At 54.0% G+C, this 25,771-nt stretch carries 19 protein-coding genes and 5 pseudogenes; 15 read left to right on the forward strand and 9 right to left on the reverse strand.

Translation table 11 applies throughout. The features are described 5' to 3' along the window. Positions 1-139 precede the first annotated feature (139 nt). A pseudogene (locus KRAC_RS44195) lies at positions 140-1,454 on the forward strand (RNA-guided endonuclease InsQ/TnpB family protein). A gap of 48 nt (positions 1,455-1,502) precedes the next feature. Beyond that, a complete protein-coding gene (locus tag KRAC_RS44200) occupies positions 1,503-2,834 on the forward strand; it encodes an ABC transporter substrate-binding protein (protein ID WP_007918527.1) in 1,332 nt (443 codons plus the stop codon). A gap of 110 nt (positions 2,835-2,944) precedes the next feature. On the opposite strand, the pseudogene KRAC_RS69735 reads toward KRAC_RS44200, so the two are convergent. Further along, positions 2,945-3,792: pseudogene (locus tag KRAC_RS69735) on the reverse strand (IS5 family transposase). A 419-nt stretch (positions 3,793-4,211) separates the two neighbouring features. On the opposite strand from KRAC_RS69735, the gene KRAC_RS44215 reads away from it, so the two are divergent. Further along, a complete protein-coding gene (locus tag KRAC_RS44215) occupies positions 4,212-5,177 on the forward strand; it encodes an ornithine cyclodeaminase family protein (protein ID WP_007918528.1) in 966 nt (321 codons plus the stop codon). A gap of 208 nt (positions 5,178-5,385) precedes the next feature. Further along, positions 5,386-6,600, forward strand: a pseudogene (locus KRAC_RS80240) (ISAzo13 family transposase). A 102-nt stretch (positions 6,601-6,702) separates the two neighbouring features. Here KRAC_RS80240 and KRAC_RS44230 read toward each other — a convergent pair. From KRAC_RS44230 to KRAC_RS44240, 3 genes are all read right to left on the reverse strand, one after another. After that, complete coding sequence (locus KRAC_RS44230) at positions 6,703-7,098, reverse strand: MerR family transcriptional regulator (protein ID WP_007918529.1); 396 nt, start codon at positions 7,096-7,098, stop codon at positions 6,703-6,705. A 208-nt stretch (positions 7,099-7,306) separates the two neighbouring features. Continuing rightward, positions 7,307-7,699, reverse strand: a complete 393-nt coding sequence (locus KRAC_RS44235) for a DUF1801 domain-containing protein (RefSeq protein WP_007918530.1) — start codon at positions 7,697-7,699, stop codon at positions 7,307-7,309. 507 nt (positions 7,700-8,206) lie between these two features. Then, positions 8,207-8,716 carry a MarR family winged helix-turn-helix transcriptional regulator gene (locus tag KRAC_RS44240; RefSeq protein WP_007918531.1) on the reverse strand — a complete coding sequence of 170 codons (510 nt, stop codon included), beginning with the start codon at positions 8,714-8,716 and terminating at the stop codon, positions 8,207-8,209. A gap of 262 nt (positions 8,717-8,978) precedes the next feature. Here KRAC_RS44240 and KRAC_RS44245 point away from each other — a divergent pair, with 262 nt between their 5' ends. Continuing rightward, the gene (locus KRAC_RS44245; protein ID WP_007918532.1) at positions 8,979-9,365 is read left to right on the forward strand and encodes a VOC family protein; all 387 of its coding nucleotides are present in this window, start codon (positions 8,979-8,981) and stop codon (positions 9,363-9,365) included. 272 nt (positions 9,366-9,637) lie between these two features. Then, positions 9,638-10,063 (forward strand): DoxX family protein, encoded by a 426-nt coding sequence (locus KRAC_RS44250; protein WP_157507890.1) that lies wholly within the window; start codon positions 9,638-9,640, stop codon positions 10,061-10,063. 85 nt (positions 10,064-10,148) lie between these two features. Here the strand turns inward: KRAC_RS44250 and KRAC_RS44255 are convergent, their stop codons facing one another. After that, positions 10,149-10,889, reverse strand: a complete 741-nt coding sequence (locus tag KRAC_RS44255) for an IS3 family transposase (protein WP_274532212.1) — start codon at positions 10,887-10,889, stop codon at positions 10,149-10,151. A 101-nt stretch (positions 10,890-10,990) separates the two neighbouring features. Here KRAC_RS44255 and KRAC_RS44260 point away from each other — a divergent pair. Further along, positions 10,991-11,656 (forward strand): annotated as a pseudogene (locus KRAC_RS44260) (IS6 family transposase); the annotation flags it as partial. Between the two features lie 25 nt (positions 11,657-11,681). On the opposite strand, the gene KRAC_RS44265 reads toward KRAC_RS44260, so the two are convergent. Further along, positions 11,682-12,503, reverse strand: coding sequence for an IS6 family transposase (locus tag KRAC_RS44265; RefSeq protein ID WP_007918538.1), 822 nt, complete (start codon positions 12,501-12,503; stop codon positions 11,682-11,684). 212 nt (positions 12,504-12,715) lie between these two features. Then, entirely contained in the window at positions 12,716-15,328 is a 2,613-nt protein-coding gene (locus tag KRAC_RS44270; RefSeq protein WP_007918540.1) for an ATP-binding protein, read from the reverse strand. A gap of 174 nt (positions 15,329-15,502) precedes the next feature. Here KRAC_RS44270 and KRAC_RS44275 point away from each other — a divergent pair, with 174 nt between their 5' ends. The 5 genes from KRAC_RS44275 (at position 15,503) to KRAC_RS44295 (ending at position 20,729) form a co-directional block, all read left to right on the forward strand. Continuing rightward, complete coding sequence (locus KRAC_RS44275) at positions 15,503-15,868, forward strand: EthD family reductase (protein ID WP_211221430.1); 366 nt, start codon at positions 15,503-15,505, stop codon at positions 15,866-15,868. A gap of 251 nt (positions 15,869-16,119) precedes the next feature. Continuing rightward, positions 16,120-17,781 (forward strand): L-aspartate oxidase, encoded by a 1,662-nt coding sequence (nadB, locus tag KRAC_RS44280; RefSeq protein ID WP_007918543.1) that lies wholly within the window; start codon positions 16,120-16,122, stop codon positions 17,779-17,781. Between the two features lie 20 nt (positions 17,782-17,801). Next, positions 17,802-18,644, forward strand: a complete 843-nt coding sequence (nadC, locus tag KRAC_RS44285) for a carboxylating nicotinate-nucleotide diphosphorylase (RefSeq protein WP_007918544.1) — start codon at positions 17,802-17,804, stop codon at positions 18,642-18,644. A gap of 460 nt (positions 18,645-19,104) precedes the next feature. Next, positions 19,105-20,118 carry an acrylyl-CoA reductase family protein gene (locus tag KRAC_RS44290; RefSeq protein ID WP_007918551.1) on the forward strand — a complete coding sequence of 338 codons (1,014 nt, stop codon included), beginning with the start codon at positions 19,105-19,107 and terminating at the stop codon, positions 20,116-20,118. 296 nt (positions 20,119-20,414) lie between these two features. Next, positions 20,415-20,729 (forward strand): EthD family reductase, encoded by a 315-nt coding sequence (locus tag KRAC_RS44295; protein ID WP_007918542.1) that lies wholly within the window; start codon positions 20,415-20,417, stop codon positions 20,727-20,729. 146 nt (positions 20,730-20,875) lie between these two features. On the opposite strand, the gene KRAC_RS44300 is transcribed toward KRAC_RS44295, so the two are convergent. Then, positions 20,876-21,349, reverse strand: coding sequence for an MFS transporter (locus tag KRAC_RS44300; protein ID WP_052569153.1), 474 nt, complete (start codon positions 21,347-21,349; stop codon positions 20,876-20,878). Continuing rightward, positions 21,343-21,606 (reverse strand): annotated as a pseudogene (locus tag KRAC_RS80245) (nitrite reductase); the annotation flags it as partial. The pseudogene KRAC_RS80245 and the gene KRAC_RS44300, both read right to left, overlap by 7 nt. Before the next feature lie 644 nt (positions 21,607-22,250). On the opposite strand from KRAC_RS80245, the gene KRAC_RS44305 reads away from it, so the two are divergent. From KRAC_RS44305 to KRAC_RS44315, 3 genes are all read left to right on the forward strand, one after another. Continuing rightward, entirely contained in the window at positions 22,251-23,921 is a 1,671-nt protein-coding gene (locus KRAC_RS44305) for an ABC transporter ATP-binding protein (RefSeq protein WP_007918556.1), read from the forward strand. A gap of 168 nt (positions 23,922-24,089) precedes the next feature. Then, complete coding sequence (locus KRAC_RS44310) at positions 24,090-24,662, forward strand: ECF transporter S component (RefSeq protein WP_007918557.1); 573 nt, start codon at positions 24,090-24,092, stop codon at positions 24,660-24,662. A gap of 68 nt (positions 24,663-24,730) precedes the next feature. After that, positions 24,731-25,642: an energy-coupling factor transporter transmembrane component T family protein gene (locus KRAC_RS44315; protein ID WP_007918558.1), complete on the forward strand. Its 912-nt coding sequence runs from the start codon at positions 24,731-24,733 to the stop codon at positions 25,640-25,642. Positions 25,643-25,771: the final 129 nt, after the last annotated feature.

Genomic DNA, 25,771 nt, shown 5'->3' on the forward strand with positions numbered 1-25,771 from the left:
GGATGCCCCTGCCCTTTCAGGCATGGGGAGGAATGCGGCGTTCCTTTGTCGGTGGCTTGGGTGGAATACGCCGTAGACATGCTTTCATCTGCTCATGTATTGTTGACAGTCAGATGAAAACTATGGTATAATTTAGCGTATGCAAACGGTAGTAACAGCGAAACTCAAATTGAATACAACGCCCGAGCAATTCAAGGCATTACGTACAACGCAACTGGCGTATCGGGATTCTCTCAACTATGTGAGCCAGTACGCCTTTGCGCATGGCAAGATGAGCAATGCTGTTCGTTTGCAAGATGCCACCTACGAAGAGATCCGCCTCCGTTTTCATCTGCCTTCGCAAATGGCCTGTTCTGTTCCTCGCCAAGTTGGTGCCTCGTATAAAACCCTCTGGACAAAGGTCAAGAACAATGCTGTTCATCGTAAGGAAGGGAAGACCAAGAAACGCTACAAAGGGCTTGATAAGGCTCCCTAGTTCATCTCCCCCACGTTGACCTATCAGTACAAGAAAGACTACACCTTCAAGAAAGAGCAGCAGGTGAGCATCCTGACCCTTGAGGGACGTGTTATCGTGCCCTATACTGGCTACAATAAGCATGTGGCATTGATCCAGCGTGGAGCGGAGATTGGTGCATCGAAACTCTGGTATGACAAGCCCAAGAAACAATTTTACCTCCTTGTCTCTCTTGCAATTGAGACGGCTGATCCTACACCTGAAACGCACAAGCAGGTCGCCGGAGTGGATGTGGGGATGCGATACCTTGCCGTCACGGCGACGATGCAAGGGGATTGCACCTTCCATTCAGGCAAACAGATTGTCCCCAAGGCAAACCACTACGCACGACTGAGAAAACGTCTGCAAAAGAAAGGCACTCGTTCAGCGACAAGAAGGCTCGTTGCCATCAGTGGACGAGAGAGACGGTTGAAGCAGAATACCAATCATGTCGTGAGTAAGCGGATTGTCCTACAGCACCCTCAAAGCTTGATTGGACTGGAGCATCTGACAGACATTCGAGAGCGTACCAAACGACGCAAAGGCAAAAATGCAAAACAGCGAAAAGCCAATCGTACCTTCTCCAAATGGTCCTTCGCTGAGTTGCATAGCATGATTGCCTATAAAGCGCTCTTACATCGAAGTATGGCAATCAAGGTCGATGCCAACTCTACCTCGCAGGCCTGCCCCAAATGTGGGCACACCTGCAAAGAGAATAGACCCAACAAAGGATTGCTCTTCGTCTGTCAGAATTGTCAGTACACGCTCCATGCCGATCTGGTTGGTGCAAGAAACATTGCGATGCGAACGCTTCTTATCCGGCAAGACTGGAGAGGAACGGGCCTCTTGTCAGTACGCGCCTTCTGTGTCGGACGATGAAGCCAAAGCCGCACGCCTGAAAAGGTATGCTGAATTGCGGTGGAGTTCAGACACAACTCCAAGCCCTCGGCTTTCGCCGTAGGGTACTGACTTCTTTATTGATCGAAGTATTGAAAGGACTGATATTTCCATGCGTCGTACTGGGTTTAGTATGACCCTGGTGCTCCTCGTTATAGTGCTCCTCTTGAGCGCATGTGGAGGCGACTCCTCAAGCGGCAATAGCGGCAATAACAGCGGCAGCACCGGTGTTCTGGATGCCAATAAAAAATATACTGTAGACTTCTGGGAGGCCTTCTCGACTGGTGCGAATAAGACCGCCATCGAGACTCTCGCCAAGCAGTATATGAGCCAGCATAAGAATGTCACCATCAAATTGCAGGCCTATGACTCCTACGATACGTTGAAGACAAAGCTGACCGCCGCCATCGCCGCCAATAACGCGCCCACGATGGCACAGGTCTATGAGAGTTGGGCTTCGAAGTATCAGCAGTCGAACGCGCTTGAGTCCTTGCAGCCCTACATCTCAGGGCAGAACGGCCTGAGCCAGAGCGATATCAGCGATTTCTACCCCACCATCTGGAAGGATGGACAGATCGACGGCACGCAATATATGCTGCCCTTCAACAAAAGCGTTGAGGTACTCTACTACAACGAGGATGTGTTGAAGCAAGAGGGGATTGCCGTTCCCACGACGACCGATGAGTTGAAGGCTGCCATCACCAAAGTGACAAAGGCCGATGGCTCACGCTGGGGCCTCTCCTTCACGCCCTCGGTCGACGAGTGGGCGACATTCTACAAAGCCTTTGGCGGCACCGACTTCGTTTCGAGCGATGGCACCAAGGCCACCTTTGGTGATGGAGCCAATTCCCAGCCCGCTTTAAAGGCCTTGAGCGATCTCACGCCCCTGGTCAAGTCTGGCAACATCCATGTGACCAAGCTCTATAGCTGGCAGAACGACTTTGCCGCGGGTAAATCCGCCTTCGCTATCAGCACTGTCGCCAGCTATCCCTTCATCAAGAGTTCCATTGGCGGCAAATTTAAGTTCTCAGAGGCCGTTTTGCCCGGTGGTTCCGCTGGCAAGTTTACCTCACTCTACGGCACCAATATGGCGATGTTCTCCAGCGCCAGCACAGATGCCAAGACAGCCGCGTGGGACTTTATGAAGTACCTGACCAGCGCCGATGCGAACGCTCAGTTCGTCAAGGCGACCGGGTATATGCCTATTCGCAAATCTGCCTATGAGGGCTCGACTTTGAAGAGCTACTTCGAGCAGAATCCCGCGCGCCAGGCTGGCCCGGAATCGCTTCAATATGGCTTTGTGCCCAGCATTCTGCCCGCCTGGGACGATTGCCGCACAGTTATCACAAGCGACTTTACCAGCGCGCTCACCAGCCAGCTTTCCGCGAACGATGCCTTGCAGAAGATGACGCAGGGCTGTAGTACAAAGCTAGCTGAAGGCTAAGATATCTCATGTAGTAGATGATGTGATGCCCCGTGTAGCCTGCGGCTACACGGGGCATCACATCATCTACTACAAACTTTCCACTTAGAAGGTGTGCAGAATGACACCAGTTAGGGAGCGGCGCGAGCCAGCCTGGCCACCATCAGTTTACTCATCGCGAGAGAGATCAATGCCTCGCTACTCGAATAGGTGCCCTCATAATCGCGGGAGAGCCGACGGTTCTGGGTGATCCAGGCATTGGTGCGTTCCACTACCCATCGGTGGGGAAGGAGGTGGAAACCTGGGGGAATGATCGCATTCCAGTCGACTTCCTCCCCTTCTTTCACCCAGACGGCGCGAATGCCGGTCCAGGGATGATTCACCACCTCCACACGTACCCCCAGGTGCTCTTTGACCCACTGCTCTCGCGTGGTGGCCTGCATACCCGCTATCGACCCAGATCAGCTGGAGACGAGGCAGCGCTCCTTTCAGAGGCAGAAGCAGAACCTTGCCTCCTTCCCGCTCATCGATGTGAGCGTTCAGCACTTTCACCGCGATCACCAGCCCCTGGGTGTCAACCAGCACAAACCGTTTTCTGCCGTGGATTTTTTTTCCCGCCATCAAACCCGCGCTCATCACCGCGCACCGAACTCGTTTTGATCGATTGACTATCGAGAATGGCGGCACTCGGTTCAGGATCGCGCCCAAGGCTTACGCGCAGATCACGTCGCAGGGCTGCATTCACGTGTTCCCAGACGCCTGCCTGTTTCCACAGGCGGAAAGAGAGATACACCGTGCTCCAATGCGGCAAATCATGGGGCATCATGCGCCAGGCACACGCACTCCGCAGCACATACAAGATGCCATTGAGGATTTCCCGCCGCGCAATTTCCTGCGGACGTCCGCCTGGCTTCTCTCCTGGAATCAACGGCTCCAGAATCTCCCATTCTTCGTCTGTTACATCTGATGGATACGGCATCCGCAGAGAGTGAGTACTTTCCCATCATCCCGCTCCTTTCGATAGCTTTGCTCGGCTTTTTTCTCTCCTTTCTCTTTTCTATCGGCTAGTTTTCGGCTTTCTGCACACCTTCTTAGGGACTTTCGAAAATTAGATTGTCCCAGAGATGATGTGGTGTACCTTTTTGAAAGATGCGTCAAGAGGAGTTACTTTGCCGAGAGAGCTTCGGAGAGAACTGCTCACCTGGCTTGCTGTACCCGTACCTGAGACAGGCGTGTGGGCGATCATCTGTCTATCTGGGTGATATGCATCTTGTTCTCTTTTGAGAACCTGACCCCGAAGAGAATGGCTGGCCGAGCTTCTGCATCATTGGCTCTTGTCTCTCCATGGAAAATTTGCAAAGATAGACCCAAATCTGTCTTGCTGGAGTGTGATCGATCATGACCACTGTTTTGCTGACCCGTTCAGAGGTCGAGCCTTTGTTGCACCTGCCTGCCTTGTTATCTGAGATGCGCCAAGCCTTCCAGGCGTATTCGTTGGAGCGTTCCATTCCTGCTCAGCGTGTGCGTTCACCTCTGCCCGGACAGGATGCGAATGGTGCCATGCTCTTGTTTCCTGGTCTGCTTTCCGGCATCCCTGCCTATACAGTGAAAGTTCATGCCAAGTTTCCCTTGCAGCAACCGGCTATTAAAGGGGTTCTCTTGCTGCATGATCTGCAGACGGGGAACCTGCTCGCTCTCATGGATTCTACTGCCATCACAGCCGTACGCACCGGGCTGGCAGGCGCGCTCGCAGCGGATCTCCTCGCGCGCCCGGATGCTGGACGGGTAGCTCTCATTGGGGCCGGGGTACAAGGGGCATGGCAACTGCGCTGCCTGACTCTCGTGCGTTCGCTGACGCAGGTCCTGGTGTATGATACTGCGCCTGGGAAAGCCGATGCCTTTGTCCGGTTGATGCGTGAGGAATTGCCGTTCCCAGTGCATGCGGTTTCCTCTCTTGCCGAGGCGACTGAATGCGCGGAGATCATTGTGTCTGCCACCTGGTCCCGCGAGCCGTTTCTCTTTCCCAACATGGTACAGCCCGGCACTCATATCACCACGCTGGGACCGGATGAACCGGGCAAATGCGAGGTGGCTGCTGATCTGATTCAACACGGCCTCTTTGTCTGTGACGACCGGGATCTAGCGATACGTATGGGGGCGCTAGGGAGTGTTGGCCTGGATGGACGAGCAGTGCATGCCGAACTGGGCGAAGTGATTGCTGGGGTGAAATCAGGACGCACGAGTGCGGAGCAAATTACCATCTACGGAGGTGTGGGTCTAGCCTTTCAGGATCTCGCGACGTGTTGGTATGTCTATCAGCAAGCAGCGCACCCTGAAAGCAGGAGCCTTGATTTTCTCTCTTGATCTTGGGCTGAACCACAGGGTGAAAAGTTCGAACTTGAGTCAATTTACCGTGTGATCATCGAATCCACACAAGGCGTTTTCTGGGAACCTGGGCAGAGTAACGTTTTTATACACTGTTGCTAGAGTAGATTTTCCCCAGATGACATGGTAGGCTTCTATGACTCTAGAGATGATATATTGTCGTAAAAAAGCTCTGGGAGGCAGAAGAATGGAACTGGTCGAAGAGGTGAAAGAGTTACTTGTGGAGACGGGGAAATCGCTGAAAGGGAGCGCGCGCCGTTTGTTTCTGGCCCGGACAGTACGCGCCTTGGGTGAAGGAGGTCAACGCTTGGCAGAGCGGGAACTAGGATGGAATCGTGGGACGATTCGCAAAGGGCTGCATGAACTGGAGCATGGGATCGTCTGTATCGATGCGTATACCTCGCGAGGACGCAAGCGCAGCGAGCAGCACTTGCCCAGCTTGCTTAGCGATATCACTGCCATCGTAGATGGGCAGAGCCAAGCGGACCCACAGTGCGCGTACAACCCGCTTGTATACGCGGCTCACTGCAACAGAAGTTCGCCGCCAACTCATTGCTCAAAAGGGCTACAGCGATGCGGAATTACCGACAGCCGAGACCATCTCGACGAAACTCAATGAGCTGGGATATTACCCGAAAAAGGTGGCCAAAAGCCAACCTCAAAAAAACTCCCGGAAACCGACGCGATCTTTGCCCAAGTAAAGCTTCTGAATGAAGAAGCTGATGCCGCTCCGGATACGTTACGCATCTCGATGGATGCCAAGGCAACGGTGAAAGTTGGCCCCTTTGCACGTGGAGGGAAAAGTCGCGTGGTCACCAAGGCTGCTGATCACGACTTTCAACCGGTAGCAACGGTCACGCCTGTGGGGATTTTCCTGCCGGCCTCCGATGAGTTGTTTCTCTATGGAGTCACCTCCAAAGTGACCAGCGATTGCCTAGTGGATCGTCTCATCGATTGGTGGGAAAGCGTTCGTGAGCGCTTTGCCCATATCAAGACGCTGCTCATCAATGTGGACAATGGTCCAGAGAATCACAGTCGGCGGACCCAGTTTATGCAGCGATTGCTGGAGTTTGTGGAGCGCTACCAAATCACGGTCCGCTTGGCGTATTATCCGCCGTATCATAGCAAATACAACCCGGTCGAACGGTGCTGGGGGATTTTAGAGCAGCATTGGAATGGTTCCTTGCTCGACTCAGTCGATGCAACCATCCAGTATGCCAGCACGATGACTTGGAAAGGAAAACATCCCGTCGTCGCATTAGTGACGAGCATCTATCAAACCGGCGTCAAACTGACCAGGGAAGCCATGGACGCCGTAGAAACCAAACTTCAGCGGTTGCCCTCCTTGGAAAAATGGTTCGTGGATATCATGTACCGCGCTCCTGATTTCCGGGATGGTTAATTATTCTTGAATCCCTAAACCTCTGCTTCTTTTCTGCTCTGCTCCTTTCTCCCCCAAAAACTCTTCTATTTCTCCGTCAAGTTGACAACACCCTCCAATAGCTTATTGAGCTGAGAAGGTGCTCACTGCACGATTGCGCAATGTAGCCACCACCTGTGAGAGCTTTGTTTTCGCTTGATTGAGAATCTCAATTTTTTGCTCCATCTCAACCAACTTCTGCTCGTAAAATGAAAGCGCAGCAGGCAGACAGCCCCCAATCAGTTCCACAAAATTTTCGCCTGTACCTGGCAGCCTGTGGAGACCGCTCTGATAGATCTGGTCGGTTGTCAATCCCATATTCAGAAACTGCTGAATTAAGTGCACACGGTCAACATCTTCCTCTCCATACGAGCGATAACCGTTTTCCAATCTCTGTGCGGAAAGCAACCCTTTTGCCTCATAGTAACGCAATGAGCGAAGGCTTACCCCTGTTCTACTGGCAAGTTCACTGATCTGCATACTGTCTCTCCTTTCTGGATCATGCTCTGATAGGAGTCTTGACCTTGACACCATGTCAAGGTCAAGACCTTCCTGGGAAATCTGCTCAAGGGTTATCTCAGTTCTGACAGAACCCTCAACAGGAATAATCCTCTTGAAGCCACTTCCAAAGCGAATCAAAGGACTATGGGGCTTAGACTCTCGGCTCTTGCACAACCTCAAACGCAAATCACTTTGACATGTTCAGCCGCACAGCATCGAGAATGAGCGCCTTTAATGCCGCTTCATTGAAAGTGTCACCTTCGTGGAAGTCGATTGCACGAACAGTGTTGCTCTCCAGGCGTGTGTTGAAGAGCTTTTTGGGATCCTGCACCTGAACACCTTTGGGGAAAGTCAACCTAACGGCATTCTTGAGCGTATCTGCGTAGCAGATAATTCCATCGTGAGACCAAACGGGAACTCCCTCTGGTTTAGAGGGCTTCTTCCACTTCACTTCTTCAATCACAGCAGGGTCGGCCTTCTGAATGAAGGTGCGTAGCCGTGATAATGTTTCGCCCCGCCAGTCACGATTCATTTTGAGTATGGCATTTATCTGCTGTGAGGCAGACTGGTTATCTATCATATAAAATTCCTTTCTCTTGAAACTCTGTCGCAGTATCTTCGGTGTCAGCAGGTCGAAATGCCGTAATATGTAACCGTCGATCGCCCTGAATTGTTGGTAAATCAACTGAAGGGCTGACCGATTTTGCACGGAAGGGTGGGAATTTGTACTAAAGGATGGAATTGGACACTTCCCTATCTGGAAAACCGCTCCAGAAGCGAAACGCCACCAACCGTTTTTGTCAATGCAGTGTGGGAAATGTCCTGGCAAATGAACAGTTGCCTCAAGAGTGAGCAGGGGTTTGTGTGATGTGGACAATACCGCTCCCCTCACTGTGGAAGTATGCGTTCTCTCTCCCCAAACAAGGGCATCCTCCGATTCAAGGCGCACACCCGACGCAAGCAGCAGACGCCTCTGACAGAGAAATGTTGTCTTCATCAGGAAAAACAGACTGGAGTGTGGTTGGAGGATACATCATGTAGCTTTTCACCTTTATGAGCCCTCTCGGTTGTTCTCCGCAGCTTGCCGCTATCCGCCTTCTGCTGGATCTTCGGGCTGCTCCCCAGGGCTCCGTACGGAAATCCCCCCCTGATATGGGATACCCAGCACACGATGGACCAGATCTTGGAGGAGCGAGAGCAATTGCTGCATGTTTTCCTCACCATACACACGTGTCCACTCCTCCAGGACCTGCTGAACAACGTGTCGTGCGAGCCGATGAAGTTCCCATCCCTTTGCCGTTCGGCGCACGATCTGAGCACGGCCATCTGCTGGGTCGGAAACGCGTTCTATATACCCGTGCTGCACCAGGGAGTCAACAATATATCCCGCAGCCTGCTTCGTCATGCGTGCCTGACGAGCGAGGTCCGTGACGCGGCATCCCTCTGGTGGCAGGTAGCGAAGGATAGCACTATGCATGAGTCGCACCTCACCATATCCGGCCTGTGCGTACTGTTCATACACTTCGTGTTCAAGAATATCAGCTGGAATGCTCAGCAGTTGGGACCCAAGGAGACCATTATCGTTCGGATTCTGCATCTGATACCGTCCCTCCCCTTGACAAATTAGACAAAATTCTTTACTATATACTGAAGTTAGACAAAAATTTTGTCTAACTTCAGTATAGCATAGAAGGGAAGCTCTTTTCTCACAGCTCTTGGGCGAAGAACAGGGGGATGTCTTCTGAATAACGGAGTGACGCGCTAAAACACGCGATTTCGTCTGGCTCCCGCAAGCCAATTGCTCACGCTGTGCGAGAAGGGCACACCACACGCTGTTTTACGACAGACGAAAGGATGACATGACAACGACAAATGAGAACATCCTGATGTTATCAGTAGCAGTCACCGAGATGGCAAAGGCCAAAGCGTTCTACGCGGAACAATTGGGCTGGTCTGTCACGACAGACAAGGGACAAGGCGATCACCACTGGGTCACGCTTGAACTCCCAGGAGGAGGTGCCTCGCTGACCCTGACGACGTTTCATGAAAACATGAAACCTGGGACGATGAAGCTCTATCTTTCGGCTTCCAACATTGAAGCCGCATTCGACGAGCTCAAAGCAAAGGGCATCAAGGTCAACGATGTGAAGGATGACCTGTATGGCCCGGGCTCTGGCGTCAAGTGGTTTGACCTGCACGATCCCGACGGCAACCGGTGGCTCTTCGTTCAGTCCTCGTCGAGGTAGGCTCGGGATATGTGGAAAAACCACTCAGCGTGATAGATTTTTCCACGTATCTTGTTGCTGTTGGCGAATTGATAACGCATGTTCTTTGTAAGACAAGGCCACGCGCGTTTTGAGTTTGGAAAACCAATTCGCCAACAGCATCTATCCTGAGTCTGCCTCACGTTCGACTGCAATCTACGGTCACATAGGCTTTGGTCACATCTCGTCACAGTGATAACGAACGAGCGAAACCTGATCACGAAATCATAATAGAAACACAGAAGAAAGAGAACATGACGATGAACATTAAACGGTTCGCTTATTGGATCACCACCGCCGCTCTCCTGTTTGTGATGCTCGCAGGAGCATTGGGAGAGTTGACACGTCAGTGGGGAACTATCGAGACCCATACCGTCCTTGGTTACCCGCTCTACGTTTTGAATATCATTGGGATCTGGAAAATCCTTGGGGCTCTCATTCTTGCTGTGCCAGGGTTGCCACGACTCAAGGAGTGGGCATATGCTGGCATGTTCTTCGACATAACGGGGGCATTGCTCTCCCACGCCTTTGTCGGCACTGGCACGATCCACCTTCTCGAAACCGGTTCCATCACGCTTCTAGTGGTTGCCTCGTGGGCACTTCGGCCATCAAGCCGCACGTTTGGGAATCTTACCTTCCCCACATTTTCCTTCGTCAAGAGACCGTCTGTTCTCTCATAAGGATGGGGTGACACAAGAGAGCGATTCCCTCCGAAACTATTGATGGAGTGACCATCACCCAGATTTGTGGAGACCCTAAAGTGGGTTATGTCAACGATTGGGAAAAAGCTTGTTCATAGACAAGCGGACTGACGTACTGTAACGTGGAATGCAGACGTATCGGGTTGTAAAAGCACTCCAGGTATTCGAAAATGGTCACTCTGGCCTGCTGCTGGGTGGCGAAATGCGTCCGGTTCACGCATTCACTCTTGAGTGTGTCAAAGAAGGATTCTATTGCTGCGTTATCGTAGCAATTGGCCGTGCGACTCATACTCACCTCAATGCCTTGGGTAGCAAGCAGCGCCTGGTAGCCATGACTGGTGTATTCGCTACCTCGATCCGAATGGTGAAGCAGACCAGGTGGCGGACGCCGACGAGTCAGCGCCATGTGCAACGCGAGCGTGACCAGGTGCTCATTGTCCTTTGGGGACATGGCCCATCCCACAACCATGCGAGAGAACAGATCCAAGATGACGGCCAGGTAGAGCCACCCTTGTGCCGTCGGGATGGCCGTGACATCAGTCACCCACTTGGCATTGGGGCAGGCAGCGGTAAAGTCACGGTTGAGGACATTGGGCGCGCACTGGGCTGTCGGATCGCTCTGCGTCGTCTTGGGCTTGGATCGGCGGCGAGGCTTGGCACACAGTCCCAGTTGCTGCATGAGTCGCACGACGCGTTTGCGGCCACATCGCACGCCCTCAGCTTGCAACGCAGCATGAATACGTGGGCTTCCATAGACCCGACGATGCTGCACAAAAAGGCTTTGAATCTGGGCGGCAAGCGGGATGCGTCAGAACTGAGAACAAGTCCTGATGGAGAGACCTATCCTGTGGTATACTACCGATCACCCAGCACATCTTCAGGAGGAGTGAGCCGTGAACTGTTCTTAACTGTCTCTCTTCTGCCACAAAGGAACAGCAGAAGAAAACCGCCCTTGGATACCGAACATTTCGCTGTTCGGCCTGCCGACGCATCTTCAACGAACGTACCGGCACTCCTTTTAACTTTTTGGAATATCCCACCGAGATCATTCTGCTCGTTGTCCTCTGGAGGCTGCGGTATAAGCTGAGTTTGCGTGATGTCGCTGAGATGTTCTTGGAGCGTGGCATAGTGTTTACCCATGAAGCTGTTCGCGACTGGGAGGCTCGTTTTGCTCCACTCATAGCGGAGCAATTGCGCGTCAGGCGACGTGGGCAAGCAGGCCGGTCCTGGTACGTGGACGAAACCTACGTCAAAGTGCATGGAAAGTGGTGTTATCTGTATCGCGCTATCGATCGTGAAGGGAACTTCGTTGATTGCATGCTCAGCCAAAAGCGAGATATGGATGCAGCCAAGCGCTTTTTCCAGCAAGCACTCCAAACGGTGGGTCATGCGCCAGAACAAGTGACGACTGATGGACATGACGCCTATCCTCGAGCTCTACGCGAGACCCTCGGCAGCAAGGTGCGCCATCGCTGCAATCCGTATCTGAACAACCGTCTGGAACAAGACCATCGGGGCATCAAACAGGGTAGTGTCAGAACTGAGAGCACAGAAACTCATAAGGAGTCCTGAGAATCTACTACTTGTGCGTTTCTCGCTATGAGGCTACTTGTATGAACGCTTTCAAGGCAGCAAGTCGTCGGAGGAAAGCTTGTCGTTGTTGTAAGAGTGAGACAAATGCTTTCATAGGAGAGCGAGAACGGAAATAGTTCCGTAATTCATCAAAGGCAGAACAGAAACGGGCTGCTGATTCGAAGCTTCCGAAGCCACGCATGGGATAATAGCGTTGCTTGATTCCTCGATGGTCTTGCTCCAACCGATTATTCAAATACTTGTTTGTTCGATGCTGGACGTTGCTGCTCATCGTCTCACGTATGGCCCGCGGATAGGACGTATGGCCGTCCGTCGTCACTTGATCGGGAACATGGCCAACGACATCAACGGCCTGCTGGAAAAACTGCTTGGCCGCCTCCATGTTCCTCTTCTCGCTCAGCCGAGAATCAACCAGATGGCCATCAGAATCGATGGCCCGATACAAGTAGCACCACTTTCCATGCACCTTAAGGTACGTTTCGTCGACGTACCAGGATTTTCCCGCCTGTCCACGTCGCCGGGTTCGTAACTGCTCTGCGATCAGTGGAGCAAACCGTGTTTCCCAATCTCGGATGGCTTCATGCGTAAAGACAAAGCCGCGTTCGAGGAACATTTCGGCGACATCACGCAGGCTCAGTTTGTAGCGCAACCGCCACAAGACTGCGAGGAGGACGATGTCCGTGGGGAATTCAAGGTAGTTAAAGGGCGTACCGGTTCGTTCATTGAAAATATGTCGGCAATGTGGGCAGAAGAACATTGCATAGCCAAGTTTCGTTTTCTTCGCTCGTTCTCTGGTGCTCATTGCTGTGCAATGGGGGCAATTCATTGGTCAATGTTCCTCGTTCCGTCAGAATGCTGAGATCAGCATACCAGAAATACGACCCCTATGCCAAGATGGTGTCTGAGTTCTGACAGAACCATGGCATCGGTTTCGGGCAGTTTTTTTCTACGGCGGTAATCTTTCTTTGCTGAGTTTTTCTACAAGGAACACAGGTACTTAAGCACGAGCAGAACGGAAAGCAATACCAAGGAATTGGATTAGCGCAGAGGACGCTTGGAAAAGGTGTCAGAATCACTCCCAAGAGCGTAGACTATGCTTTGTTCTCTGCTCATCGAACTGCCAAGGTGCCAGGCTTCCTCAAAGGCTTGCGAGCTGAGGGAGGTATGCAGGAAACTGATCGTGTCATCGTAATTGGCGCGTGCAGTGGGCAGGACGACAGCCCCCAAGGCGATGCGTTGTTTCTCCGCAGCAGCGAGAAGGGTGGCCGTACGCGGGAAATCGCCTTGCGCACAGACCACCCTAGCCAGTCCCTCCAGACTACGAGTAAGGAGCCAGGTGCCACGCATGCCCTGGCAGAGGGCGATGCTCCTGGTATAGAAGCGAGTAGCCAGCTCATACTCTCCTCGCATCCAGGCGAGATATCCCAGGCTGCGCAATGGACCGGTTTGCTCCCAGCGATCCCCCGTTTCCTCGAAGCCGCGCAGGCTCTCCTGATATATTTGCTCAGCCTGGGTATGGTCTCCTTGCACCTGGAGTACCGTTCCCAGCACGCTCAGTGAACTTGCCAGATTCCAGTGGTCTCCCTGCTCACGTGCCAAGCGTACGCTCTCTTCGGCGAACTCCCTGGCAGTTTTCTGGTTTCCCTGGCTCAGTTCAACCTGGACCAGCAGGCGCAGCGTGGTCGCGAGCAGGGCGTCATCGCCGCTGCGCCGAGCCAGGGCCACTGCTTCTCGTGCTAGGTGCTCAGCCAGTTGCTGTTCTCCCTGAACCCAGACAAGGATGCTCAATCCATGAACTGCTCTCACCAGAGGAATACTCTCAACGTGATGCGGCACCCGTGCCAGCAGCTTTTCCAACCATCTGCGCCCTTCACTCCAGATTCCTTCATGGAACCAGAACAAGTAAAGCACACCCGCAATGCGCATACCCACCTCCAGTTCTCCCTGGGGGGTGAGACTCCAGGCCAACGTGGTACGCAGATTCTCCTGCTCGGCTCGTAGCTGCACCAACCAAGTTTCTCGTGCGCTGCTGCGCAGATGGCGATCAGCCTGCTCGACCAGTTCCAAATAATACCGAGCATGCCGCTCTTGCAACAGAAACAGCTCTTGTGTGATCTTCCCTCCCCACTCTTCTAATTGTTCCTGCCCATAGCGCTTCATCGTTTCCAGCAGACGATAGCGGAGGGCGTGCGGGCCTGTTTCTCCATGAGCTGAGACTGTCAGGACCAGAGATTTGTTCACAAGCTGGGCCAGGAGACCCAGCACTTCCCCTGGCTCTATCGTCAGTTCGGCAGGATCGGTCTCCGTTGCAGGCCAGGCGCAGATAGCTTCCATGGCCTCTAGTGTACAGTCCCCGGCGAACACACTCAGGCGCCTGAACAGTCGCCGCTCCTGCTGGCTCAGGCTCTCATAACTCCAATCCAGCGTGGCACGCAGCGTCTGGTGACGGGGCAGCGCCGTGCGCCGACCAGCAGTGAGCAGATGGAAACGATCTTCCAGGCGCTCGGCCAGCTGCTCCAGGGAAAGCAGGTTCATCCGTGCGGCAGCCAGTTCCAGCGCGAGCGGGAGGCCATCGAGCTGTTGACAAATGGACGCGATTACCAATGCATTCTGGTCTGTCAGCTCGAAATGGGGCAGAAGAAGGCGCACGCGCGCGAGAAAGAGCTGGACTGCCTCTGTGTGTCTGATCTGAGCCGCTGTTACTGGCTGGAGAGAGCGTGCAGGCACTGTCAGCGGCGCAACCTGCCAGACAGTTTCCCCGGCAACGTTGAGGGCTTCGCGGCTAGTGATCAACAAGGCTAGTGATGGGCAGACGGCGTGCAGATGTTCCGCGACACTGGCGCAGGCTTCCACTAAGTGCTCACAATTATCCAGAATCAACAGCATCCGTCTGGTTTGCAAAACCGCGACAAGCGTCTCCAACAGAGGGTGTCCTGGCTGCTCCTGATGCGCCAGAGTGGTCGCGATGAGACCGGGCAGCAGGGCAGCATCAGTGAGGGTGGCCAATTCCACCAGCCAGACGCCATCAACATACTGGTCACGCATGTCTTTGCCGACCCGTTGCGCCAAGCGCGTTTTCCCGCAGCCGCCAGCGCCCGTCAAGGTCACGAATTGTGTGTGTACCAGGAGCTGCTTGATCTCGGCAAGATCAGGACCACGTCCAATAAAAGCAGTAGGGTGAGGGCGAAGATTGGTGGGCGTGTTATGATACGCCGACCCGGTGTGCTTGCCGCGCTCTCCTGCGTGTGTTTCCTGGTGGAGTCCATCTTCCGCTACTGGCGCGTGCGTTGTCTCTTGCAACAGGCGACGGAACCAGCGCTCGTCAAATGAGGGATAGCGACGGTAGGCGCCTGGGCGCTCCTCATACGCCTGAACAACGGTTTCCCATAGGCGCCGGGCTTCCTGTTCCTCCTCTCCCGGCAACAGAAGGCGCTCAGCCAACAGGACACCGATCAAACGCTGTAAGTTGTCGGGACCAGGCAAACGCTCACCACTCTCCCAGAGTTGCAGGGTTCGGGTTTCAACCCCCACCAGCGCGGCCAGATCGATCTGGCGGAGCTTTTTCTTGCTTCCAACTCGTGGTCGCACACGAAACAGACGAAGCAGTTGATCGAATGAGGCAGGTTCCCATTCCCGCGTCGCATGGGGCATCAGGCTCTTTCCACTCCTTTTCGCCTCCACCCACCCGGGGGAACAAGACGAACAGCCAAGACGAAACAAGACGAACAGTCAATACGAAGGCATATCCATTCTACCACTAGGCGCCAGTCAGCTACAATGAGTTCCGTCAACAGCGCGAGTGTCTCCTCTAGAAGCGAGCATGCATTGACAACAGACGGAAAGCCCAAAAACAGGAGTATTGAAAGCGAGGACGATATGGTCAAATACATTGTACTTTGGAATACCCCGGAAGATCCCGTGGCCTTTGAGCGCCACTATCGCGACGTACATATCCCATTGGTCAAGCAAATGCCTGGCCTGCGACGCTACACCATTGGCCCTCACGTGACGGCGCTTCGCGGAGGCGAACCCTATTATTGGATAGCCGAGTTAGAGTGGGACACCATGGACGCTCTCCAGAAGGCGCTCCAATCGCCTCAAGGCCAGGCAACCGCGCAAGATGCCGCCAGTTTAGTCCGCAGCACTGGAACTAGCTTCCGGACCATGGCGTATGAGGTGGAAGAAGTCTAGGAGTGCGCCCGACGACACAGACGACTTCTTTTGCGTCTTCCTTCCCTTTTTGGTGGTAATTTGGGCGAATATTCGAACGCAAATACTGGCCTCAGAACCCTTTGTTCGAATATTCGCCCCGGGATGATTAATTATTCTTGCATCCCTAACAAAGGTTGATGTATGTGCACCGCCTTTTCTTTTTTATCTGATCACTAAGTGTAAAATACACACTTAGTGATCAGATATTCAACCAAAGGAGAATAAGAGACATGCCTATCCTGGATGATAATCAACCCTTTACTGTCGCGATTGTAGGAGGAGGCATCGCGGGCTTATCGTTGGCCCTGCGGCTTCCCGAAACGATGCGCGTCGCCCTGCTGACCAAGGGTCAGCTCGGCGAGAGCAACACGCGCTATGCGCAAGGGGGACTCGCGGTTGCCCTGGCACAAGACGACAGCCCGCAATTCCATTTTCAAGATACGATGGCGGCGGGAGCAGGTCTCTGTGACGCGGACGCGGTGCGTATTCTGGTCGAGCATGGACCGGAGGCCGCGCGCTGGCTGATGGAGCAGGGAGTCCAGTTTGACCGCGCGCAAGCGGGAAGTGAGGCACATGTAACGCCTGATGGGTTTCTGCTTGGCCGAGAGGGGGCGCATAGTCGCTGGCGTGTGCTGCACGCGGGCGGCGACGCGACCGGATATGAGATCGAGCGAGCCTTGATGATGGCTGTGCGTGCGCGTTCCTCCATCACCATCTTTGAAAAAGCATTTGTCGAGGACCTTGTGCTGGAGGGTGGGAAATGTGTGGGTGTACGTGCCAGTGATCGTGATGGACAAACGCTGACACTGCGTGCCGAGGCGACCGTACTCGCGAGTGGTGGCGCGGGCGGCCTCTGGCTCCATACCTCGAATCCCTCTGGCGCGACGGCGGATGGATTGGCACTGGCGTGGCGTGCTGGAGCCGCCTTGGTTGACCTTGAGTTTATGCAGATCCATCCCACCGTTCTCGTCGCCAACGGGACCTCGCACCTGATTTCTGAGGCGGTGCGTGGGGAGGGCGCGTATCTGCGCAATCACGCGGGTGAGCGTTTTATGCCCCGCTATAGCGTGCAGGAGGAACTCGCGCCCCGCGATGTCGTGGCACGGGCCATACGCAGAGAGATGTTGCTTGAGGAAACGGATTGCCAGTACCTGGACCTGCGGCACCTGCCTGCCGAGAAGATGCATGCCCGTTTTCCCACCATTTCGGCCTTCTGTCGTGAGAACGGCCTGAACCTGGCGCGGGATCTACTCCCCATCGCGCCCGCCGCGCACTACTGTATGGGGGGCGTTATGGTCGATACCCATGGGCGAACCAGTGTGCCCGCGCTCTACGCGGTTGGCGAAGTCTCATGCACTGGTGTGCATGGAGCGAATCGCCTTGGCAGCAACTCCTTGCTGGAAGGACTGGTCTATGGTCTGCGCGTCGCCGATACCCTGGCTGCGCAAGACGAGCAGAGAGCCTCCGTGCCATGGTCTTCACTACGAACTTCATCGATTTTCAAGACGCCTGCGATGGTTTCTGATATGGACGTACAATCGTTATCTGCGATGAAGGAAATGTCTTTCGCGCAAATACGTGGCAAATTGCGGCAGCTGATGTGGGAATATGTCTCGCTTGCGCGCAGTCACGACGGCTTATGTACTGTTCAGAAGCGTGTACGAGAGTTACAGACCCTGCTAACCAGAAGACGGGAGGATGAGATGAACCGTAGCTGGCATGAAACACGCAATATGTTGCAGGTCGCCGAACTGGTGATTGTCGCAGCTCTGGAGCGTCGTGAGAGTCGTGGTAGCCATTGGCGTCTCGACTACCAGACAACCGATGAGAACCTTGAGTATCGCCACTTCGCCTGGCAGCGACAGCAGATTGATGTACAGGCAGTCCTTTAGGAAAGAGAGGAACATCCCTTATGCACAAAACCATTCGCGACTTGCTCACGTTGGCGCTTGAAGAAGATGGTGCCTACAACGATATCACCACCTTGAGTACCGTCGCTCAGGATCAACAAGCGCGTGCACGAATCCTCGCGTGTGAAGATGGCGTCGTGGCAGGTTTGTCCGTGGCCATAGAAACGTTCCGCCTGTTTGATAGCCGGATCACCGTTGACGCGGTCGTCTCCGATGGCGCACCTGTACGAGCTGGTGATGTGCTGGCACGTATTACTGGCCCTGCGCGTTCAGTACTCAGCGCCGAACGAGTCGCCTTGAACTTCCTGGGGCATCTCTCTGGGATTGCAACATTGACTGCCCATTGTGCGGCTGCCCTTGAGGAGACACATGCCCTCGTGCGTGATACGCGTAAGACGACGCCAGGGTTGCGCCGTCTGGAGAAAGAAGCGGTGCGGTGCGGTGGTGGGCAGAACCATCGTTTCAATTTGAGTGATGGCGTGTTGATTAAAGATAACCATATTGTCACTGCTGGGGGTATTGCACAGGTTGTTACAGGCGCGAGATCGCAGGCTCCTCACTCGTTGAAGGTTGAGGTGGAGTGCGAAACCTTGGACGAAGTACAGGAGGCGTTGAGTGCTGGAGCAGACGTTATCCTGTTAGATAACATGGACATCGAGACGATGCGCCGCGCTGTGACCGTTATTCGTGCACAAGCACCGCAGATCTTGATCGAAGCTTCGGGAAATATCGATCCAAACGCGGAGCAACTCGTCGCGATCGCGGGAACTGGTGTCGACTTTATTTCACTTGGTGCGCTGACGCATTCCGCACCCCGTTTCGATGCCTCCTTAGAGCTTGTGTAATCATTGCTGGGTCTTGCCCAATTTTGGTGAATGATGAGTTTGTCTAACGATTGCTCTCCTTATTCTAAGCATGGAAAGAAGAGCAAAACTGCTGCTCCACGGACAGGAAAACAACGCTAAGGATTTTTGAGCGTGAAAAGGGGGTGTCGCTCTCGTCTCGATCAGCGAAAAGGAGTGCTTCTGTTTGCGCATCGAGAGTATTCAAAACGGTAAAAGATGCAAAAAGTGAGATTTTGGAATGAATATTCTCTAGCGTTGTTTTCCTGTCTGTTACTGCTCGATACCCTATAAAGCCTGGATAGATCCAACAGAACACCATCAGATCATTCCAGGTTTCATGAGCCGAACGAGAGAGGAAAGAAACTGAAAGGCGGGAGCAAATTCATTGCATTTTTAATAAGCGGGGGAAGACGGAAGCAAGCTTCGCCTGTACACTACATCAAACTTATGGAGAGCAAACATGCCAGCAACGTTTCATGCGTTTATCGTCAACAAGACAGAGGAAAGTTTTAGCGCCGCGCTGGGAGAGCTGAGCCAGGCAGAACTGCCAGCGGGCGAGGTTCTGATCAAGGTGGCTTATTCGGGGGTGAACTACAAAGATGGGCTGGCCTCAAGCCCAGAGGGGAAGGTCGTCGTGCGCACCTATCCCATGGTGCCGGGCATCGATCTGGCGGGCGTGATTGAGGAGTCCAGCGACGCACGTTTTCGGGCGGGCGACGAGGTGATCGTGACCAGCTACGACCTGGGGGTCAGCCACTATGGCGGCTTTAGCGAGTACGCGCGCGTCAAGGCAGATTGGGTCGTCGCCAAGCCGCAAGGGCTAACGCTCAAAGAGGCGATGGCGCTTGGCACAGCAGGCTTTACCTCCGCGCTGGCAGTCCATCAGTTGGAGAAAAATGGGTTGAAACCTGAGAATGGCCCGGTTCTGGTGACGGGCGCGACCGGTGGCGCGGGCAGTATCGCGCTCAGCATCCTGCACAATCTCGGCTATCAGGTCGCGGCCAGCACCGGCAAAGAGGCCGAACACGCCTATCTGCGCGAACTAGGTGCCAGCGAAATTCTCGACCGCGCCATCACCTCGGCGGAGAGCAAGCGCCCGCTGGAGAAAGAACTCTGGGCGGGCTGCGTCGATGCCGTGGGCGGCTCAACCCTGGCCTATCTGCTGCGCACCACAAAATACGGCGGCTCCATCGCAGCCTTTGGCAACACCGGCGGCTTCAATTTCAGCACCACTGTTCTCCCATTTATCTTGCGTGGGGTCAAACTGCTGGGCATCGATTCTGTCACCTGTCCCATGGAGCTGCGGCGCGAATTGTGGCAGCATCTGGCTGATGACTACAAGCCAGCGCACCTCCTGAGCGCTATCGGCCACGAGATCAGCTTCGAGGAACTGCCCGCAGCCCTGGAACGCGTCCTCAAAGGTGAGGCGCGCGGGCACACGATTATCAGGATGGAGAAAAACAGAACAGTTTAGGCGGCGCTGGTGGCCGCAGAGGGGACTTCCCACAAAACCGAAAGCCTCCGATAGATCTTCGAGTCATAGGGTTGGTCTGCTCGTAAAGGATTTGCACGCAAGCCAGCGCGTCTTCTGAAGTGTTCCGGTGGCTACCAGGCGCTGATAGGGAGTCTGTGTGTAAATACAAACGCTTTGAGGCTCATGGCCAGATTTGAGGCTCATGTTTGATACCACATGGTGTCCTTTCCTGCTACCTCCTTCCCAAAAGTGCAAACATAGAGTGACAATAAGTGACTATTGAAAGCGAGGACGATATGGTCAAATACATTGTACTTTGGAATACCCCGGAAGATCCCGTGGCCTTTGAGCGCCACTATCGCGACGTACATATCCCATTGGTCAAGCAAATGCCTGGCCTGCGACGCTACACCATTGGCCCTCACGTGACGGCGCTTCGCGGAGGCGAACCCTATTATTGGATAGCCGAGTTAGAGTGGGACACCATGGACGCTCTCCAGAAGGCGCTCCAATCGCCTCAAGGCCAGGCAACCGCGCAAGATGCCGCCAGTTTAGTCCGCAGCACTGGAACTAGCTTCCGGACCATGGCGTATGAGGTGGAAGAAGTCTAGGAGTGCGCCCGACGACACAGACGACTTCTTTTGCGTCTTCCTTCCCTTTTTGGTGGTAATTTGGGCGAATATTCGAACGCAAATACTGGCCTCAGAACCCTTTGTTCGAATATTCGCCCCGGGATGATTAATTATTCTTGCATCCCTTAAACTCCAGAGGCTTGAGTATAGATGATCTCTGTACTCTCTGCCTCAGTCGCCCAGGACGAGCGCCAGCTTGCCCGTAAGGCGGCTAGCAGGCGTAGAACGGCCAGGACCACAAACGCGAAGATCGCCAGGGTGATCCAGCCTGCAGCATATGAACCACTCGTCTGTTTGATTGACCCCAACAGGAAGGGGAGAACAAAGCCACCGATACCACCCAGGGCGCCTACCAGGCCGGTCGCGACCCCAATCGTGCGCTGGAAACGCTGTGGCACAAGCTGGAAGACCGCTCCATTGCCCATACCCAGGAAGGCGATGCCAACGATGAACAGGGCGCCCGTAAAACCAATCGGCAGAAGCAACGAGGCCAGCGCGTACGTGCCAGCAATCAAGAGCAGCAGGATGGAGAGTACACGCACACCTCCCAGCCTATCCGCGATGTATCCCCCCAGCGGACGCAGCGTACTTCCTCCCACGAAGCGGGAACCAGCCTTCCCTGCGCGTCACGCAGCAGAGGCGTACGGAGACGGTCGGGGTGATTGAGTAGTTCGGCAGCGTTCCAGCCTTTGACACAGAGGGACCCATTATTGACGGGAAAGTGTTCGTTCCCCTCGACCGTAACCCGGTCGCGAGGACCTGAGAGAAGCATGCCACATTGAAGGGCGCAGTAGGGACAATGAGTCGCGACCTGTTCAGTCGCTTTCTCCACGGATAGCGCAACGGTATCATGCACTTGTTCCCCCAATAAGACGGCTTTAACGCGTGCTCCCGCTAAACATCCGTGTTTAACAGAAGCCTCATCTCCTTGAGTGAACCAATCGCTTAGCCAGGGTATGGCTGGCAAAAATACTGCTGCATCGCATGCATACCCATCAGGTACTAGTTACTACTTGGCACACACTAATTCTTGACTCATCATGTTAAATATTCACATGAAGCATCGCTAATACAGAGTGTACCATCGCATTTACGCAGGCGTTAGATACAAAAAGCATGAATTTAACATCCGCTCTTTTGTATGTTTTGCCGAACGCTTCCTGGCGCCTTCTTCCCTTCGTGCCAAAGTTACGTTTGTTGATCTACTTTGTCATTATTGACAAATCCAGCCTTTCTTGAGTAATATATAAGGCATAAGCTCTTCCCATTTTATAGCCTGCTCGCTTATATAGAGCTTTGTCTATTGCTCTGTTAAGTTTCATTGAAAGGTATTTTATGCCGCCTACGGCGGCATGGGAAGGGGACGCAGGGGGCTGACGCCCCTCTGCACTCCCCTCTTTTCCTTAGCTGAGGCCAGGTGTGGCACGACGCGTATTTGAGCAGTGTCGGGCAGCTTACTAGCACTTATTTTCTTTATTTTTATACCATTGAGGTCGCCCAATGACGACATCCGCGCAACAAGACAGTTCTACCCCTCCTCCAGCCATCCATGTCCATCAGCTAAGCTTTCGCTATCGTGGCGCCAACGAGGATGATACAAGCCCCAAGACATCTACAGAGGAGGCTTCGGCTCCCTCTACGATTGAAGATATTTCTTTTACTCTCCCGGCGGGAGAACTCTTATTGATTGCTGGTCCCAGCGGCAGTGGCAAAAGCACGCTGATCAAGTGCTTGAATGGGCTTATTCCCAATAGCTATAAGGGGGTGCTCAGCGGCGAGATTCAGCTCCAGGGGCACACTACAAAGGGACTGAAGCTGCGTGACCTGGCTCACTATATTGGGACGATGCTCCAGGACCCCGATAAGCAGGTCGTGGGCAGCACCGTCGAGCAGGAGATCGCCTTTGGCCTGGAGAATCTGGCCGTGCCTCGGCCTGAGATGCGCCAGCGTGTGAGGAACGCCCTAGAGCAGCTACACCTGGAGCGCTATCAGGGACGCGAAACCTTCGCCCTCTCCGGAGGGCAACGCCAACAGGTCGCGGCGGCTGGCATCCTCGTTATGCAGCCCGCGATCATGCTCTTCGATGAGCCCTTTGCCAACCTGGATGCCCGCGCGATTGATGAACTGGAACAGCTCATCGCCAATCTGCAGGCCGAGGGACGTACTGTAGTAATTGTGGAGCACCGGGTTGAGGAGGCCCTGCGGCTCAATCCCGATAAGGTCCTGCTCCTGCACGAGGGCAAACAGGCCTTCTTTGGCCCCACCGCCCAATTCCTTGAGATCGCCGACCCTACCCAGGTCAAGCTCCCAGTCGAGGCCACGCTACGCACAATACCTGCAACTGCACAACCACGCGATTGGCTGCTTCAGCCCATTACTCTGGGTGAGAAAGACCAGCAGCAAGCAACTGAGCCCATTCTTCGCTTTGAGGATGTCCACTACCGCTACGGACTCTTCTCCGAAGAGATCCTGCGTGGCATCTCGTTTAGCGTACAGCGTGGGGAGACCATCGCGCTGCTCGGGCCAAACGGTTCGGGGAAAACCACCCTGGTCAAGCAAGCCCTCGGCCTGCTCCGTCCCACGAAGGGGCGCGTTAGCCTCTACCAGGACGATACACGTAAACTCAGTGTAGCCCAGTTGGCCGCGCGCATTGGCTATGTCTTCCAGAGTCCAAACGCGATGCTCTTCGCACCTAGCGTGACTGAAGAAGCCAGCTTTGGTCCCACCAACCTGGGCTTTACAAAGGAGCGCGTCCAGGAAGCAGTGCAGGCCTCGCTTAAAGCCCTTGATGTCGATGCCTTTGAGCAGCGCTCTCCCTTCTCACTCAGTTTTGGTCAACAGAAACGCGTCACTATCGCCTCGGTGCTTGCTATGCAAAGCAGTATCCTTCTGCTTGACGAGCCTACGGCGGGCCAGGATCACCGCTCATATATGAACTTTATGGAGCACCTGCGCGACCTACCCGGCCTGGATGCCCTGCTCTTTATCACCCATGACCTGGACCTGGCGCTACGCTTCACCAAACGCGTCCTCCTGCTCAAGGATGGACGCCTGGTTGCCGATGGTGTACCACTTGAGGTGCTCTCGGACGCAAAGCTCCTGGATGAGTGCAATCTCCGCCCTACCTCCCTGCTGCACTACCTCTTAGGTACACGGCAACAGGTGAGCTAAGTGCTTTCTCTATAAATAATCTTTTATGAAAGGAGGTGCATTACAGGGATCTATCTTTACCGGAGAACGACTTTTTTACGGCCATTGTATTTTCTTTTATCATTGCTACTCTCTATTCACCCTCTTCGAGCGATTCATTTTGTTTTATCGCGGAAAGGATATTTCTCAATGGCAAGCATTGAACAAACCGAGTCCAGGTCCAATTTCTGGAGCATTGGCGTTCGCCACGTGGTCTATGCAGCGCTTGGTGCGGCTCTTTACGGCGGCTTAAGCTACCTGAGCAATTTTATTCAGCTTCCCAGCGCGGGCAATGTCTCACTCCGCCCGGCCATTGTTATTCCACTGCTCTTCGCAGTCCTGTATGGTCCCTGGGTCGGCCTCTTCGCGGGTGGTGTAGGCAACATTCTGGGCGACTGGCTCGGTGGCGGCTTCTACTGGAATTGGGATGTTGGTAATGCCCTTATCGGCTTTATCGCTGGCGTGGCCATCTTTTACACACTTGGGCGCTACAATACCACACGCAGGATCGTTATCGCCGAGCTCTTTAGCGCTATCGGTATTATCGTTGGTCTCGCCTTCGCTTCGTACACTGAGATTTGGCTCTCGAAGATCAGCTTTACAACGGCAACCCTCGGGTACCTGACACCAGCAGCCCTCTCTGACCTGGTGAATGGCTTGATTCTACTGCCAATCTTGCTTGTAGCGTATAACGCGGCGGTGAGACGCACTGGACGCGGTTAAGAGATGCACATGGAGCATACCTGAGAGGTGTGCTCCATACCTTTCTTTGATAAGGGTAGGCCCATGCTATGCTAATAAATTTCCCCTATGTCGAGCGCGACACGCCAGTTCATCGTCTAGATGTGCGCGCGAAGCTGCTCTTTCTGGTCGCCTTTAGCCTGATGGTCGCTCAGACCTCTAACTTCTGGTTTATGCTTGTGGCCTTTCTCCTGGCTGCATTCTACTATCAACAATGCCATCTGCATTGGCGAGAAACCAGGGCTGCCTGGCGCTTCGTCATCGTACTCAATATCATGATTGTACTGGGCAATTTCTTTTTAACCAATGGCGCAGTTGTGCGCGGCGTGGATGTCGCTTCTTTCCATGTCCTCACACATATCCCCTTTCCTGGCTTCATCTCACATGCCCCCTATCTCAGCATTATTTCGCTCCCAATAAGCGTCGAAAGCCTGGTCTTTCTCCTGACGCAGGCGCTCCGCAATTTTAGTATCGCTTTCCTGGCGATTTCATTCCCCTACACCACCAACCCGGGCCATATCGCATCTGGCATCAAAGGCCTGGGCCTCTCTGACTGGATCGCCTATGCCATCGAGCTATCGTTCCGCTTCCTCCCCAGCGTAGGCCGCGACTTTAGCACGACCCTTGATGCTCAACGTGCACGCGGCTTTGAGCTTGATAAGCTGCGCGGCGGCATCTTTGGCAAGATCGCGCGCCTGGCCCCACTCATCGTACCTCTGGTCATAGGCTCCATTCTAGGAGCAGAAGATATCATCAGCGCCATGGAGCTACGCTGCTTCGGCGTGGGCAAACGCACCTGGCTCTATGAAGCACATGCGCGCCACAGTGATATCGCCCTGATCACACTCTGCATCATAGCTTTTGCCTGTGTGACCACCTGCAATATTCTTGGCGGCTTTTCAAGCTTCAGCATCTTCCATGCCCTTCACACTCAGGGCATCCCCGCCTCCTGGCTACATTAAATATATTTGGGATGTGTAGCGCTTTTGTCGTACAGCAAAAGCGCTACACATCCCAAATATATTCCTCTCCAGGCATTTAGGAGAGCGTTACACTGAAAGCATCACGTATACTTGTTACCAAGCCAATTG

The organism is Ktedonobacter racemifer DSM 44963 (genome assembly GCF_000178855.1).
Classification (GTDB): domain Bacteria; phylum Chloroflexota; class Ktedonobacteria; order Ktedonobacterales; family Ktedonobacteraceae; genus Ktedonobacter; species Ktedonobacter racemifer.

Bases quoted from the DNA above. Each gene is read 5' to 3' on its own strand.
- KRAC_RS44200 (WP_007918527.1), top strand. From the start codon at position 1,503: ATGCGTCGTACTGGGTTTAGTATGACCCTGGTGCTCCTCGTTATAGTG.
- KRAC_RS44215 (WP_007918528.1), top strand. From the start codon at position 4,212: ATGACCACTGTTTTGCTGACCCGTTCAGAGGTCGAGCCTTTGTTGCAC.
- KRAC_RS44230 (WP_007918529.1), bottom strand. From the start codon at position 7,098: ATGCAGATCAGTGAACTTGCCAGTAGAACAGGGGTAAGCCTTCGCTCA.
- KRAC_RS44235 (WP_007918530.1), bottom strand. From the start codon at position 7,699: ATGATAGATAACCAGTCTGCCTCACAGCAGATAAATGCCATACTCAAA.
- KRAC_RS44240 (WP_007918531.1), bottom strand. From the start codon at position 8,716: ATGCAGAATCCGAACGATAATGGTCTCCTTGGGTCCCAACTGCTGAGC.
- KRAC_RS44245 (WP_007918532.1), top strand. From the start codon at position 8,979: ATGACAACGACAAATGAGAACATCCTGATGTTATCAGTAGCAGTCACC.
- KRAC_RS44250 (WP_157507890.1), top strand. From the start codon at position 9,638: ATGACGATGAACATTAAACGGTTCGCTTATTGGATCACCACCGCCGCT.
- KRAC_RS44265 (WP_007918538.1), bottom strand. From the start codon at position 12,503: ATGAATTGCCCCCATTGCACAGCAATGAGCACCAGAGAACGAGCGAAG.
- KRAC_RS44270 (WP_007918540.1), bottom strand. From the start codon at position 15,328: ATGCCCCATGCGACGCGGGAATGGGAACCTGCCTCATTCGATCAACTG.
- nadB (WP_007918543.1), top strand. From the start codon at position 16,120: ATGCCTATCCTGGATGATAATCAACCCTTTACTGTCGCGATTGTAGGA.
- nadC (WP_007918544.1), top strand. From the start codon at position 17,802: ATGCACAAAACCATTCGCGACTTGCTCACGTTGGCGCTTGAAGAAGAT.
- KRAC_RS44290 (WP_007918551.1), top strand. From the start codon at position 19,105: ATGCCAGCAACGTTTCATGCGTTTATCGTCAACAAGACAGAGGAAAGT.
- KRAC_RS44295 (WP_007918542.1), top strand. From the start codon at position 20,415: ATGGTCAAATACATTGTACTTTGGAATACCCCGGAAGATCCCGTGGCC.
- KRAC_RS44305 (WP_007918556.1), top strand. From the start codon at position 22,251: ATGACGACATCCGCGCAACAAGACAGTTCTACCCCTCCTCCAGCCATC.
- KRAC_RS44310 (WP_007918557.1), top strand. From the start codon at position 24,090: ATGGCAAGCATTGAACAAACCGAGTCCAGGTCCAATTTCTGGAGCATT.
- KRAC_RS44315 (WP_007918558.1), top strand. From the start codon at position 24,731: ATGCTAATAAATTTCCCCTATGTCGAGCGCGACACGCCAGTTCATCGT.